Annotated in this window: 13 protein-coding genes and 1 tRNA gene; 7 read left to right on the top strand and 7 right to left on the bottom strand. The window is 61.6% G+C overall.

The window, feature by feature from the left end; genetic code table 11:
* The first annotated feature begins 384 nt into the window (after positions 1 to 384).
* Positions 385 to 2,097 carry a M20/M25/M40 family metallo-hydrolase gene (locus AC1DXV_RS01855; protein WP_477864381.1) on the top strand — a complete coding sequence of 571 codons (1,713 nt, stop codon included), beginning with the start codon at positions 385 to 387 and terminating at the stop codon, positions 2,095 to 2,097.
* Positions 2,098 to 2,769: 672 nt separating this feature from the next.
* Here the strand turns inward: AC1DXV_RS01855 and AC1DXV_RS01850 are convergent.
* Positions 2,770 to 3,294 (bottom strand): GNAT family N-acetyltransferase, encoded by a 525-nt coding sequence (locus tag AC1DXV_RS01850; RefSeq protein WP_477864380.1) that lies wholly within the window; start codon positions 3,292 to 3,294, stop codon positions 2,770 to 2,772.
* A gap of 71 nt (positions 3,295 to 3,365) precedes the next feature.
* Between AC1DXV_RS01850 and AC1DXV_RS01845 the strand changes: the two genes are divergently transcribed.
* Positions 3,366 to 3,445 (top strand) — tRNA-OTHER (locus AC1DXV_RS01845).
* A gap of 170 nt (positions 3,446 to 3,615) precedes the next feature.
* Here the strand turns inward: AC1DXV_RS01845 and AC1DXV_RS01840 are convergent.
* The 4 genes from AC1DXV_RS01840 to AC1DXV_RS01825 form a co-directional block, all read right to left on the bottom strand.
* A complete protein-coding gene (locus AC1DXV_RS01840; RefSeq protein WP_477864379.1) occupies positions 3,616 to 3,903 on the bottom strand; it encodes a hypothetical protein in 288 nt (95 codons plus the stop codon).
* On the bottom strand, positions 3,903 to 4,190 hold the full coding sequence (locus AC1DXV_RS01835) for a hypothetical protein (protein WP_477864378.1): 288 nt from the start codon (positions 4,188 to 4,190) through the stop codon (positions 3,903 to 3,905). The genes AC1DXV_RS01840 and AC1DXV_RS01835 overlap by 1 nt, the downstream gene beginning before the upstream one ends.
* A 225-nt stretch (positions 4,191 to 4,415) precedes the next feature.
* Complete coding sequence (locus AC1DXV_RS01830; protein WP_477864377.1) at positions 4,416 to 4,826, bottom strand: GNAT family N-acetyltransferase; 411 nt, start codon at positions 4,824 to 4,826, stop codon at positions 4,416 to 4,418.
* Positions 4,827 to 5,080: 254 nt separating this feature from the next.
* A complete protein-coding gene (locus tag AC1DXV_RS01825) occupies positions 5,081 to 5,428 on the bottom strand; it encodes a hypothetical protein (protein ID WP_477864376.1) in 348 nt (115 codons plus the stop codon).
* A gap of 1,582 nt (positions 5,429 to 7,010) precedes the next feature.
* Between AC1DXV_RS01825 and AC1DXV_RS01820 the strand changes: the two genes are divergently transcribed.
* Positions 7,011 to 7,451, top strand: coding sequence for a hypothetical protein (locus AC1DXV_RS01820; RefSeq protein ID WP_477932228.1), 441 nt, complete (start codon positions 7,011 to 7,013; stop codon positions 7,449 to 7,451).
* An 87-nt stretch (positions 7,452 to 7,538) separates the two neighbouring features.
* Here AC1DXV_RS01820 and AC1DXV_RS01815 read toward each other — a convergent pair whose 3' ends face one another.
* Positions 7,539 to 8,024, bottom strand: a complete 486-nt coding sequence (locus AC1DXV_RS01815; RefSeq protein ID WP_477865254.1) for a hypothetical protein — start codon at positions 8,022 to 8,024, stop codon at positions 7,539 to 7,541.
* 898 nt (positions 8,025 to 8,922) lie between these two features.
* Between AC1DXV_RS01815 and AC1DXV_RS01810 the strand changes: the two genes are divergently transcribed.
* The 4 genes from AC1DXV_RS01810 (at position 8,923) to AC1DXV_RS01795 (ending at position 12,373) form a co-directional block, all read left to right on the top strand.
* A complete protein-coding gene (locus AC1DXV_RS01810; RefSeq protein ID WP_477865253.1) occupies positions 8,923 to 9,519 on the top strand; it encodes a hypothetical protein in 597 nt (198 codons plus the stop codon).
* Between the two features lie 535 nt (positions 9,520 to 10,054).
* Positions 10,055 to 11,206 carry a type I restriction endonuclease gene (locus tag AC1DXV_RS01805; protein ID WP_477865252.1) on the top strand — a complete coding sequence of 384 codons (1,152 nt, stop codon included), beginning with the start codon at positions 10,055 to 10,057 and terminating at the stop codon, positions 11,204 to 11,206.
* 122 nt (positions 11,207 to 11,328) lie between these two features.
* On the top strand, positions 11,329 to 11,697 hold the full coding sequence (gene acpP / locus AC1DXV_RS01800) for an acyl carrier protein (protein WP_477865251.1): 369 nt from the start codon (positions 11,329 to 11,331) through the stop codon (positions 11,695 to 11,697).
* A 10-nt stretch (positions 11,698 to 11,707) separates the two neighbouring features.
* The gene (locus AC1DXV_RS01795) at positions 11,708 to 12,373 is read left to right on the top strand and encodes a uracil-DNA glycosylase family protein (RefSeq protein WP_477865250.1); all 666 of its coding nucleotides are present in this window, start codon (positions 11,708 to 11,710) and stop codon (positions 12,371 to 12,373) included.
* Between the two features lie 54 nt (positions 12,374 to 12,427).
* On the opposite strand, the gene AC1DXV_RS01790 is transcribed toward AC1DXV_RS01795, so the two are convergent.
* Positions 12,428 to 12,883: a hypothetical protein gene (locus AC1DXV_RS01790; protein WP_477932226.1), complete on the bottom strand. Its 456-nt coding sequence runs from the start codon at positions 12,881 to 12,883 to the stop codon at positions 12,428 to 12,430.
* Positions 12,884 to 12,927: the final 44 nt, after the last annotated feature.

The following is a 12,927-nucleotide window of genomic DNA, read 5'->3' as shown; positions in this document are numbered from 1 at the left end:
TGCCAAGTCAGATCGTCAGCAGCGCCGGGTTTCGACACTCGTGCATTTGCGCTAGCACTGCGGCCTTTGGGGATAGCAGATTCAGCTGATAACGGTGGCCCCTGCACCGGAGACGACAACGCCTTTGATACGAGCGGCTGTGCAGCTTGGGCGTGCCAGCAGCCCTGCCACCGAACCGTGCTATCGCTCGAGGAGGCGAAGCGGGCGCCACTTCGCGCTGACTCAGCCGTGGCAGCCACCGTCATGGCACACGGATTGCCCGCGATCCTTTGCCACAGCAACGAGAGGAGATCGCGATGGCGATGCATACCGCCCTGAGCCGTCGGGGTTTGATCGGCACGATACGTGAACACGGCGGAGGTTCTTATGTCTATGCTTAGCTGCATGAAACGCGACCTTGTGCATCACGGTCGCTTGGCCGTCGCTGCCCTGGTGTTCTTCGCTGGCTGCGGCAGTTCGGATGGCGACGATACCCGCTCGTACTTGGAGCGGACGCTGGCGCAGCAATTCGTCTCCGAGACGAGCCACCTCGTCACGCTGCAGACGTACCGCACGGAAGACCCGCAAAGCGAGCAGTTGGTGGTCGACAACCTGGCGCGCTCGCGCGACTACCTGATGGGGCTGGCCCAGGAGTTCAACCTGGGGCAGAGCACCCTGAAGCTCGAGCCGTTCGAGTGGCGCCGGGCGGGCCCGACCCAGACCCAATGGGTGTTCGGGTTCCGTCTCGGCAGCGGGCCGAAGAAGGTCGCGATCCTGGCGCACCTGGACACCGTGCCCCCCGGCAATGCGGATTGGCGACCTTTCGAGCCGCGGGTCGAGGCGCGTGACTACCGCGGCGCGGCGCAGCCCTTCCTGGTGGGCCGAGGGGCGGCGGATGACAAGGGCCCAGCCGTCCTCGCGCTCATCGTGATGCGGGCACTGGCGAACCGTTACGACGGAACCAACGCACTCGACGGGCTGACGGTCGAACTGATCTTCGACACCTCCGAGGAGACCGACTTCTCGACCGCGTACTACTTCCAGGAGGTCGGCGTGCCCGATTTCGGCATTGTCTTCGATGCGGTCTGGACGGTCCGCGCGGAGAAGGGGATCGAGCGGCCGATCTTCACCGTCCCGCTCGGCGCGGCGCCGAGCAACGGCATCTTCATCGAGGCATTCAACAGCGCCCCGGGGGCCACCAATCAGATCCCGGACACGGTGACCGCGCGCATCAACGGCAACGATGAGGCCGCGCTCGACCGCCTGGCGGCCAATGTCGCCGATCTCTACCAGCAATACGGCTTCGACGATCCGCTGTATCGGCGCGCGCCGCTCGAGGTTTCGCGCGACGCAAAGGCGGTGGTCCTGACCACCAAGGTCATCGGCGCGCAACACGGGTCGGTGCCGGATGAGAACCGCGCGAACGGAGCGAGCCCGGTCGTCTCGCTCGCGAACTTCCTCGCCCACCTGGTGGACGACGCGACGCTCGCGCCGAACGGCGTCGGGCGAATGCTGCAGTTCATGGCCTGGGGTTGGGGCACGACGGTCTTCGGCGAGAAGCATCCCGACCTGCTCGAACGCCACGATCAGGTCTTCGAGCAAGGCAACGGGACGACCTACGCACTGACGCGCGTCACGACCAGCCCCCAAGACGTGGCCCTCAGAATCGACATCCGCTATGCCCTCGGCCATCACGGCGTGGCGTGGGACGGCAAGACCGAGGGGCAGTTGCCAGGCAGCAGCGTCTTCCCCGATGCCTTCGAACAACTGGTCAACCGCTTTCAGCAGGACCGGCCGGGTCAGGCCGTCACGGTGGCGACCGTGAACGCCGCTTCACCCGACGTGCGCGACCCGCAGAGTCCGCGGTTCCAACGGATCAGCGGCGCCTATGAGCGGGCGGTGGGCGCGCCGATGCCGTTGGCGGCCATCGGCGGGGGCACCGATGCAAAAGGGCAGGTCAATCTCATCGCGGCCGGCCCGCTCTTCACCCTGGCGTTCGGGCCACCGATCAATTACCACGGCTTGAACGAGGGCGCCCCGATCGAAGACCTGCAGCTCAGCGCACGCATCCTGTACCAGATCATGCTGGACGAGATTGCAAACAAGACCACGAGATAGCCGATGCCATCCAGGTCTGCCCTGTAGTCCTCCCACATCAGCCAGCCCGTCTACCGGATGCGCTGCAGCACAGGAACGCGCAGCCGCCTGCTGGGCGAGCGCCGAAGCTGCGATACGAAGTGCACCTATCGTGGTCACTGGTGAGTGCACTCCGCGGGTCTGAAGCAGAGTCTGAGGGCCCCTTCATCGCCAGAGGGTGAGTTTGGTGAAGGTCGTGACTGCGGTGTCTTCGGCGGGGAGATGTGACCTGACGTGTTGCGCGTCACATGACGATAGTGCTATGGCTGCATGCGGCCCACAGAAGACGGTCGGTCCGGCGTCCGTGGAGAGGTCTGATGACTGCTTGGTGCCAATCAGCGTGAGTTCGCCCGCCGGTATCCACCGACGGCAACCGCTGCAAAGCAGTAGTCCAGGCCGACTGACTGCTTCAGACTGGTTGCGGTCGGTCAGGGACGGCGGCCGAACGACGGCTTGGACCCAAAGCAGACCTTCATCGCGGACCGCGTTGGATCTGCTCAGTCACGGCCGAGCAGACGGGGTCGCACCTTCGGTGCCGACCTGGTCGAATGGCTGCTGTCGCGAGCAGCGAAGCGCAGCTATCGACCCAAAGCAGTCCTCCCCGTTGCCACTTCAGGCGGACGCAAAGCCGACGCTCGCCAACGTCATATCGCGCTATGCAGCGCCGTCACAGGACACCCCGGACCCTTCGCATGCAAGGGCACTCAGGTTTGGCTCCGAGAGTCGATAGCTGAGTCTTTCCGAAACGAGCGCAGCACCGAGGCCTTCGTAGAAGGACATTCCTCGGATGTTGGACGCCTTCACCGGCCAGTCGATGCGGCTGCAGCCGTTGTCCCGGGCATACCGAGAAACCCATGACATGAGTGCCCTGCCGGCCCCTCGGCTTCTCTGCGCCGCACTCACATACAGCTCCTTCAGCTGACAGTGCCGACACATATCCGGCGCAAAGTCTACGAGCGAGTAGACGAGTGTGATGGCGGCCAGGCCGAGCACACGATTGCCGTCTGCCGTAGCCACGATCAGTCGGTGTGGCGACCTCGGTCCCAGCAAGTTGTCAAGCAGATGCTTCCGCACGACATCTCGGGCGACCACGGCGCCTTGGTTGTAGTAGGCATGCAACTCGCAAAGCAGATCAATCAGGGACTCGTATTGCGGCTCAGCGACAAGGTCTACGTGCATTGGGCGCCCCGTGGTTGTCAGCGTCGCACCAGCATACCGGCGCGGCCTTCAAGCGCCGATACACTGACTGTGGGCAGCGTGGCGGAATTTGGTAGACGCATGGCAAAAACCATCCTCTAGAAGGTACAGGTTCGACCCCTGTCACTGTCCCTCCAACGTCGTCGGCGTTCCAATCTCAACTTCATCAGGCACCGAGACGCATCGTGCCCAAAGCAGTCACTGACCACCGACAGCTCCAGGCCGACTCCTGCCACACCGAGACGCCTATGCACGACTTTGGTCCAAGGCGACGAACTGATCAACCTCCGCATTGGAGGGCCGCTAATCGTCACCTCGCATGTCGTGGAACATCACGAGTCCTAGGAGGATCGGCGGATCCTCTGCCAAGAAGGTTCGAAACTCCGACTCGGCCCGCCACAAGCCTTCATCGATCGATACGGCGAAGCCTTGCTTCTTGAGGCAGGCAAGCGCTCCRGGCATCACATTGCCGGCCGACGCGATCGTGGTCTTGCAAACCATGGTGTTCTCACGTTGTCCAAAGAGATGGCCAAGAGCCGACAGTCGCGAGCGACAGGTTGTGGCCGAACGCTTCTGTTGCAGGTTGCGCACTATCTGGTTGCTTCGATGGCCAAAGCGAGTGCGGCACCAACTATGCGGCGACTCTTGTACTCATCGACAAAGTAGCTGATTCGATTCGCCAAGTGCTGCATAGAGAGCCAGCCCAGTCCGTGGTAGTCGCGAAGCTCCTCGTCGTTCAGCTTGATGAGGCACTCATAGCTCACGAAGGACGACTCGCAGGCGACAAGTATGTGGAGGCTACCGTCCTCGTCACGCAGCAAGTGCCACCGGCTGTCGTCGGTGTGATAGTCAGCTTTGGACGGCTCGACAACTTTCATGTTTATCAGACTACTCGAAAGCAGTCGTTCGCGACTGACAGCAACTGGCCGATTGTTGCCGGTCACAGCAGCGTCTGTCTGGTCGACAGTCGGCGACCCAAGGCGGAAGTTGGCACAGCGGGCAACCCTTCGGAAAGCGCCCGTTCACGTTTGACACGAGAAGCCCGACCCGCCTCGCCGAGGTAGGTCCTCTCGACAGAAGGGTCGGGTGGCATTTTGGTTGCCTCAAGCCAGCTCGAGCAAGACATCGGGGCAGCGCTCTTCATTGGAACTGCCATCGGTGAACTGCACTGCGCGAAACCCATGTCTTTCATAGAAGCGGCGCGCACCTGCATTGGCCTGGAACGTGTAGAGCCTGACCGGCCGACGGAGGGAGGCCAGCCCGTACTCGAGGAGGCTTGCGCCGATGCCTCGGCCTACGAAGCCAAGCGAAACATACAGCTGGTCAATCCAGCCAATATTGTCCGACTCAGAGACTGCGAGTACGCCCACCACCTTCTCCGAAACGGATGCGACCGTGGTCCCTCGAGAAGGAATCAAGGTCTGGCGTACCCATTGCAGAACCTCAGCCGGACTGTGTGCCATGGGCGCATAGGAAACAAAGGCCCGGCGAGACGAGGTGATGACTTCGGCCACGGCAGAAGCGTCGTCTAGTTTGGCTCCTCGCAGGGTTGCTCGCATGCTGTCCAACGTTTGACATGAGCTGCATGACCCGGCCCGCTGGGGAGTGTCAGCTCGATGGAAGGGTTGGCAGACTACCTCAAAGCAGCCCCTCGCCAAGGACTGCAAGTGGCCGACTGTTGCCTGTCGTCCGCGGTGCTTGTTCGCCTGTAGGCGACCCAGAGCCGCCCACCAGGGTGCTTGGATGGCGCGCCCTGATTTGATGCAGGTCAGAAAGCGCTGAATCCTGATACGTGCTTGAGATACATGAACATCAGCACAAGACCCAAAGCAATGGCCAGTGCCACGGAAGCCACTTGAAAGAAGAAATATTTGCCCGTTCGCAACAACCTTGGGCACCTGAAGAAGATCACTAGGAAGATCGCAGTCGGGCATAGCAGGATGGCTGAAAGCAGCAACGAAACCGTTTCGTCCACCCCTTGCTCACGATCGGTCGACTTCGTCAGATCCCATGCAATGAAAGCGGCATAGGAAAATAAGAGGGCGCCATTCAGAAAGAGCCAGAAGACACGAAGGCGGCTGGACAACCGCCCCCGATGCGCCGAGGTGTCATCCATGGGTAGCCACCCGCTCGCCGGACTTCCCGCGTTGCGCCGCCCCCTGTGTCCTCGACCCAAGCAACTGTGGCGACAACACTAGCAGTGCCCGGCCCTTCGCCCTCGTCATCGACGCTCACTCCTCTTTCCTGTGTACCGCAGTCTATCCGGCGAAGTGCCGTTCCCCAGCCGATCAGAGTCCTCACTTCTGCCGATGACACACCCACCCCAAGCGCATGCTTGACTTCGCGAATTCGCCCGAGAGCGGCGGGTCGCGATCGACGCCTTGTGGCCGGCTACAGCCGTCCGCTCGCTGAGCCGACGGGCGCTGGCCGACCCAAAGCGGAAGCTGGCTCAGGTTGAACAAGGTTCCGGAAAGCAGCCGTTCAACGTTGAACCTGAGCCCCAGGCGGCGGCCTGGCGACACGAGTCGGCTCGAGCGACAGGTTAGGCCTCATCTTCGGCATCACTGTCTGCATAYTCCTCCCGTACCCAAGGATCCGCGGGTGACTTTCGGTAGGCTAGCCATCCGTCAGGCAGGTCGGCGAGTTGCATGAGCGATGAATCGCGTTCGACCATGCAGCCGAGGCAGACGATCTTTGCGTCAGCGCTTTCACTGGTCGTGCCACACATGAACTGCCAGTCCCCATCATGGTCGTGGTAGACCTCAAGGACCGGAAGGGATCCTTCAAGGACATGGATAGTCGTAAACGAGGCAGTGTTTACGGGCGTCGCAAACRGCYAGGCTGATGCATCAAATCTGTGCGAGTGGCTCATTGTTAAGGCCTAACGTTTGAGGTGAGCGGCGCGCGACGGCTTGACCCGCTTGGCCCAGAATGGCCGGSAGCGCACGATCTCCCGACGGCTGCTGCGCAGTTGCGACACGCCCACTCATTTCACACCCRCGTGCGATGCGAGGACCTGCTCTACCGTGTAYGAGAGTCGGTGCTGTATCACCAGACGATCCACCAGATCCTTTGGCAGGTCATAGTTGCCTGCCGGCATCTGCTTGTAGTATGGAGGAGCCGCCGGTTTGAGCAGCACCCAAATATTCTGGCCCTGCAAGCCTCGAACCCCCAACACCTCGAACTCACCTACACGCTGAACGTTTGGCTCATTCACAGGAACCGAACGCTGCTGGTATTCGACTGCTTGAAGTACAGACCACTCTCTCTTTTCGTTAGGCGTCTCACGAGCCTCCGGATCAGAGCAGGCAGTMGTGCACGTACCAGCGGCAGCCGCAACAGCGAAAGTCAGTATTTTGGGCAGTGGACTCGGCATGCCTCCAGCCTACCCTACAGCGGTCGTTGGCGATCGGCAGTTTGTGGCCGTCTGCAGAGATTCGCAGCCGAAGCATTGCATGACGCCGACCGCTGCGAAGCCGTACTTCCTCTCCAGACTGATGGGTGCCGTTCGAATCGGAGGGGCCGGGTRGCTGCAGGCTCCAAGATTGGCATTGCAGGATGTCCGCGGCTCTTGTCGGCGACCTCTCCGAACCGGGCCCTTGGCGACGACTCACCGGGCCTCCAGGCAAAATCCAGCTCAGGGGCGAGCCTGACGCCAGGCCTGCCGGAAGCCCACCTTGAAGAATGGAGCAGTATCAATGGCACTGACGAAGAAAGGCGAATACTGGTACGGGACGACGTCCGGCGACACCCAAGCCGAGCTGCGCAGCTACAGCGTTGCGAATCGCCATGAAGCCGTCCGGTTTGCTGCGTCCAAATGCGATTGCGGGTGCCGGGCCTTCGCGCTGCGGACCGATGAAGAAGCCGGCGTCGCAATCCGCACCTGCACCGACTGCGGGCAGGAGCACCCGATGGGCGACAGCGCGGACTACATGGAAGAAGCCGCGCCAGAGACGCACGAGTGCGTGTGCGAGAACGAGGTGTTCGAGCTGATGTCCGGCGTCTCCGTGTACGAGGGCACACATGACGTGCGTTGGTACTACATYGCCTGCCGCTGCGTGGAATGSAATCTGGTCGGGGTTTTCGCAGACTGGAAGTGCGAAGCGGGTGATGCGGCGGCCTTCCTCGCCAGGGTCTGAGCGGCCSAACCCCGCAGAGATCAGSCTCGYAGCCTTGGGGTCACYCTATCCRAAAGCCGCCGTTCACGTCTGGCCGCWTCTGGCCGACTACTGACTTTCTTGCCCCGTCGCTTGCTTGGCGACTGAGCCGTACACAAAAACGCTCTCTTCTGGGCCAACCTGGCAGCGCTTCATAACGCGCTGCATAGGCCAAAGCAATGCGCCGTCGGGCAGCTTGAGCGTGAGGTTGATCTCGGCCTGAGGATCGTCATCGTCACCTTGCCAATTGCCACCGGCCTCACGGCGCAGGACTTCTCCAACATAGCTTCCGATACCGAATACTCTTGCGCCCAGGTCGCGGGAAAGCAGACCGCTCGGCTTGATGGCGCCACCGGGGGCGTGATCGTCGAAGAATCGATCGATCTCCTTCAGGCTCTCGAGCGAGAAATCAACCTCGTATCCTTCCGACAGGAGGGCCTTAACGATCCAGTCAGCCGCATTCTCGGCATCGACCACGATGCGCGGCTTCGGACTGCGATTCAGCGTGCCAGCGCCGAACCCGCTGGCGGCAAGCAGGCTTTTGAAGAGTCGCATGTTTCGGAGCCTCCGCTGGACATTCCTGGATCAGGCACCGCTACTTGGCGCGGATGCAGTCTATCGTGAGGGTCAGCTCCTGGCCGACTGTGCCCCTTCGTCCGTCGCCCTGCAAGCGGGTGTCCTGCGGAGGCGGCTCGGCCGCCGACCGACTGCTCGCGGGTGAGGCGGCGAACATGCACTGTCGGCCASAAGCGGTCCTTTCRTGACGTCCGCTCTGCGGCAGCGCTTCTCGCGACGCTACGATGCCACCCYGGCACCTCCTCGATGTCGAGAGGTCGGCATCCAAGATCAGGCACTGCAAACGTGARACTCTTCTACCTYTTCTGGTTCTTCATTTGCGCAGGATGGGGCTACCTCTCTGCCACATTTCCTTCGCAGCATTCACCGTCTTGGACGAGCGTAGCYATYACGCTTCCCGCCGCCCTGCTGACCTCGGTCGGCATCCTTTGGATGGAACTTCAGAAGCTGCCCCCTGGCACGTTCGCGTTGCCGCCGTCGCTTCTACTGAAGCCATGGAATCGTCCTGCGGGGGCTGCTCTGTTCATCGGGTTGACTTTTTCGTTCGCCGGGCTATGGGGAGCAGCCATGTGTATGGCTCTCGCCCTGCCCAGCCCACTCGTTGCACTTCATTTTCTCGCCATAGGCTCTGGTGGAGTAGCAGGCTGCTTTGCCGCTCGTCGGCTGTTTCCCCAGAAGTTCAGCGCTTGACCATTCGTGCTGGCGGATCCCGTCGGCACAATCCTCAACGGTCTAGCCAGTGCCCGTCAGCTCGAGCGGACGAGCGCCTGGAGCAAGCCAGAAGCAGCCTCTCGCGAATGTCGTCTATCGAGTAACCCCGAAGCGAGCGCTGCCGCGTTCAACGTCAGTGTCGACAACTACGCCCGCCCTCGCCGTCATGAAATCAATCAAACTGTCTTGCCTCCTGGCTTTCACTGCGATCGCCAGTGCTGCCTCCGTRCCGCCGAGTCCGCCCGAGGCAACTGCAGCGTCCTCCGCAATTCGGCAGTCGGATGCAAGCTTCGAAGCCGCCATACACAATCGATCGACGGCGCCCTTCTACATCCTGATCACCGTGACAGACGCCAGCACTGGCGCGGCGCAATCGATTTGTACGACCGCCAACTTCTTGCTGGGTGCGATCCACCTCGAGGACGGAATCGGCTATGACCCCGAGGGTGTGGACAGGGCAATGCGGGTCGCCCTGATGAGCAAGGACCATGTCTTCACGTTTCAGAAGAGAAAAGCACTCGGCAACATTCCTCGCTACTACTCAGACGATGACCTTGTGTATGTGCGCGAGGCGCTGCAGGGAATGTCGGTGCCGCAGATCCTGGAGGCATTTGCCAGCCAAGGAGCGCTGCATGAACTCTATCAAGGTGGCAGTTTGGAGCGGCATGCTGCATATCGCGACGCGGTGGCCTGCGTCCTCATTGAGCGGGGGGCATCTCCCGGAATGGGCGACAGAACTGACAAGATTTGGGTTCGTCCCTAGTCGAGTGCGCCCTCGCTGGGACTGCCTCATACGGGTTCAGCGGCACCGGCGACGAACGACCGCTCTCCGGAACGCCAACGCGCGAAATCTACTTCCGGTTTGGGTCGATTGTGCGAGTTCGCGAGCGCGCGGAGCAGACGTTCAACCGAGCCGGGTCGCGGAGAGGCATGGGCCTCCGCTCAGCCAAGCACTTCTGCCGTTCGCCGCGGTGTCGCCGGCGCCTCGCAACGTCTGCATCGCCGTCGCAAGCGGACACTCGCCGATCGCAAACGACCGGCAGCAACCGCTGCAAAGCCGTCGTTCGAGAGTCATCGACTGCTTCAGGCTGATTTCGGCCAATCCCGTCCAGCCATTGAACGGGGGATATCCAGAACGAGAACTGCAGAGACGCGCAATTCTCACGTTCTTCTGTAGCGTGCTGGCGCCGAAGTCATCCGCAAAGGAGGGGCCGTCGGCGGCATCATCAATTTGACGGTTGACCCAACAACAAATACGGCCTCAGCATCGCGATCGACTTTAGCCAACGAAAGGCGACATGGACTTCATCGACCACCTCCGCGTGCTTGCCAATCGCATCGCGAACACAAAGGACATGATTCAGACCGAGGAGGCGACCAAGAATGCGATGGTCATGCCCTTTATCCAGATCCTTGGCTACAACGTGTTCGATCCGTTGGAGGTCACGCCCGAGTTGATCGCCGATGTGGGAACGAAGAAGGGCGAGAAGGTCGACTACGCGATCCTTCGAGACGGCAAGCCGATCATGCTGTTCGAGTGCAAGAAATCCGGGGCCGATCTCCACATCAACCATGCGGCGCAGCTCTTCCGCTACTTCCACGTCACCGACGCTCGCTTCGGCGTGTTGACCAACGGCTTGACCTACCGCTTCTTTACGGATCTTGAGCAGCCGAACAAGATGGACGAGAAGCCGTTCTTCGAGTTCAGCATCCTGGACTTCAAGGAGCGCGATGTCGAAGAGCTCAAGAAGTTCGCGAAGTCCGCATACGACCTGGACACGATTCTCACGACGGCCAACGAGCTGAAGTACACGAGGGCTATCCAAACACGGCTCAGCCAATGGATCCATTCGCCATCCGAGGACTTTGTTCGGATCCTGTCTGTCGACCTGCTCGGCAATCGGCGCTTCACTCCCGCAGTCAAAGAGCAGTTCACTGCTATCGCGAAGCGGGCATTCGATCAGCTGATTGGCGAAAAGATCAACGAGCGATTGAAAGGCGCGATGACGCCCGAGTCTCCCAGCTTGGTGGAGACGATTCCCATCACCGCTCCGGCGGCTGGTACTGCGCCCACCAATGCGCCGGCGGGTACCAGCGACAACGGCACCACTGGCGAGGTGGCCGTCGCCACGAGCTCCGAGGAGCTGGAAGGCTTTCACACAGTGCGAGCTATCGTGCGGGATCTCATTCCGACGAAGCGCGTGGTGATGCGCGATGCGCAAAGCTACTGCGCCATCCTGCTGGACGACAACAACCGCAAGCCGATCTGTCGCCTTCGCTTCAACAACACCGAGAAGCTCCGCCTTGGCGTCTTCAATGACAAGCGGGAGGAAGAGCAGTTCGCGTTGGAAGACGTCGATGCTGTCTACAACTACGCTGCCCAGCTGAGGGCGACGATCAGCGGCTACCTTGTGAATGGCGGGAAGGGTGCCGGCGGGCAGCAGGAGTGATGTTCGCCTAAAGAAGAGGTGAATGCAGCCAGTGTCTGGCAGTGACGCTGTCCAACGCCAAAGTGCGAGTCATCAGAGCCCCCTCACGGGAGAACTCGCTGGTACCAATAGGCTGAAATCCCATGAACCGCCGCCACATCGTCTCCCTCGCTCTCGCCACATCTGCCACCGCCGCCATGCCCACCCCGAGCGTGGCCGCTGATCCCCCAGCCAAGCCCAAGCCGCCCAAGCCCGTCGGCTCCATCCAAGACCGCGTCTGCCGAATCGTGTCCGAGCACATGGGCATCCCGCTCCAGCAGATCCAGCTGCAATCCCGATTCCTCGCCGACCTGAAGGCAGACTCGCTGGACCTGGTCGAGCTCATCATGGCCTTCGAAGACGAGTTCGGCGTGGAGATGAGCGACAGCGACTGTGCCGGCCTCACCACGATCGACAAGGCCGTCGTCTACCTTGCAGCAGCTCACAGCCAAGAAGCAGAAGCCCTGACGTAAAGGCATAGCGATGACTGAAACGATCGTCCGCGAATTGCAAAGCATAGTGCGCAGCCACGCGCAGCTGGACGCCGACGCGCACGGCCCGGAGCTTCGGCCGGTGGTTCCCCGCGGCCCGCGCGCCGCCGCCATCTGCTTCGTCGGCAGGGATCCCGGCGAGAAGGAGGCGGAGGGCGGCCTCCCCTTCATCGGCGAGTCCGGGCAGCGTCTGCGCAGTTGCTTGCTGGAGGTCTGCAGCCCGGGTGTCGAGCTGAGCGAGCAAAGTGGGCGCGAAGTCGGCGAGCGATTTTTCTGGATGAACACGGTGCCGTTCAAGCCCAAAGGCAACAAGTCCTGGAGCCAGCGCGTGCGGGTCGAGTGCCAGCCCTTGCTCCTGCAACTCATGCACGACCAGTGGGGCGGCCGCGATGTCGTGACTTTGGGCAGAGAGGCATTCTTCTGGTTCGCGATCGGTCAGCCGAAAGAAACCCGGCAGGAGCTCCGCGCCTTCTGGGCCCAGGGCGACAGCAAGTACGAGCAGAGCATCGATGTGCCGCTGCCCGGGCTGGCGCGCACCGTCTGCCTGCACCCGCTGCCCCATCCATCGCCTGCCAACGCCGCATGGCGAGCGCGGTTCCCCGCGCTGCTCAAGCAGCGACTCATGAAAATCGGAAAGCCAGAATCAGTCTGGATCTGATCGAGTCCAAGGTGTCGATGCAGGCGGCCCGTGAAGGCGGGCCGCCGTGCGCGTTCACTTGGGCCGCACGGTCTCGACAATGGCCGGTTGAATGCGGTATCTCGACAGGTTGGGCGCGTTCACCAATTCGAGGTTGGCGGTCTTGGTGAACAACACTGGCATCACCGGACTTCCCGTCAAGGTCGACGAACCCGCCCCGAGGTAGTACCGGGCGAAGATCACGTCCCCGCTCTTGGGTGAAACGGTGACCGTGGGACTGTAGGGAGACGGGTCGCCTGCCGTCAGGGTGTACGTCGCATCGGCAGCCAATGAGATCACGCTGTAACCACCGATGGAGACACTGGCCACCTGGGGTGTGTCGTTGATGGAGAACGTGACGGGGGCAAACCCTGCCAGGCAACACGGATCGTAATAGGCGACAAGTGTTGCGTAGCCCGGCTGAGGCGGTGGCGGTTGAGTGAACAAATCACCCTGGGGCGGGGTTGCGCAAGCAGCCAGCAATAGCAGCATCCAAAGTGCTCTCACGAGTTCTCCTGAGAAAAATTGAACGGCAT

This window comes from Rhizobacter sp. P3_C12 (assembly GCF_056402735.1).
This window is presented reverse-complemented; position numbering and strand designations above follow the sequence as displayed.

Excerpts from the sequence above, each read along its gene's own strand:
- AC1DXV_RS01855 (WP_477864381.1), top strand. The coding sequence starts at position 385 with ATGAAACGCGACCTTGTGCATCACGGTCGCTTGGCCGTCGCTGCCCTG.
- AC1DXV_RS01850 (WP_477864380.1), bottom strand. The coding sequence starts at position 3,294 with ATGCACGTAGACCTTGTCGCTGAGCCGCAATACGAGTCCCTGATTGAT.
- AC1DXV_RS01835 (WP_477864378.1), bottom strand. The coding sequence starts at position 4,190 with ATGAAAGTTGTCGAGCCGTCCAAAGCTGACTATCACACCGACGACAGC.
- AC1DXV_RS01825 (WP_477864376.1), bottom strand. The coding sequence starts at position 5,428 with ATGGATGACACCTCGGCGCATCGGGGGCGGTTGTCCAGCCGCCTTCGT.
- AC1DXV_RS01815 (WP_477865254.1), bottom strand. The coding sequence starts at position 8,024 with ATGCGACTCTTCAAAAGCCTGCTTGCCGCCAGCGGGTTCGGCGCTGGC.
- AC1DXV_RS01805 (WP_477865252.1), top strand. The coding sequence starts at position 10,055 with ATGGACTTCATCGACCACCTCCGCGTGCTTGCCAATCGCATCGCGAAC.
- acpP (WP_477865251.1), top strand. The coding sequence starts at position 11,329 with ATGAACCGCCGCCACATCGTCTCCCTCGCTCTCGCCACATCTGCCACC.
- AC1DXV_RS01795 (WP_477865250.1), top strand. The coding sequence starts at position 11,708 with ATGACTGAAACGATCGTCCGCGAATTGCAAAGCATAGTGCGCAGCCAC.
- AC1DXV_RS01790 (WP_477932226.1), bottom strand. The coding sequence starts at position 12,883 with ATGCTGCTATTGCTGGCTGCTTGCGCAACCCCGCCCCAGGGTGATTTG.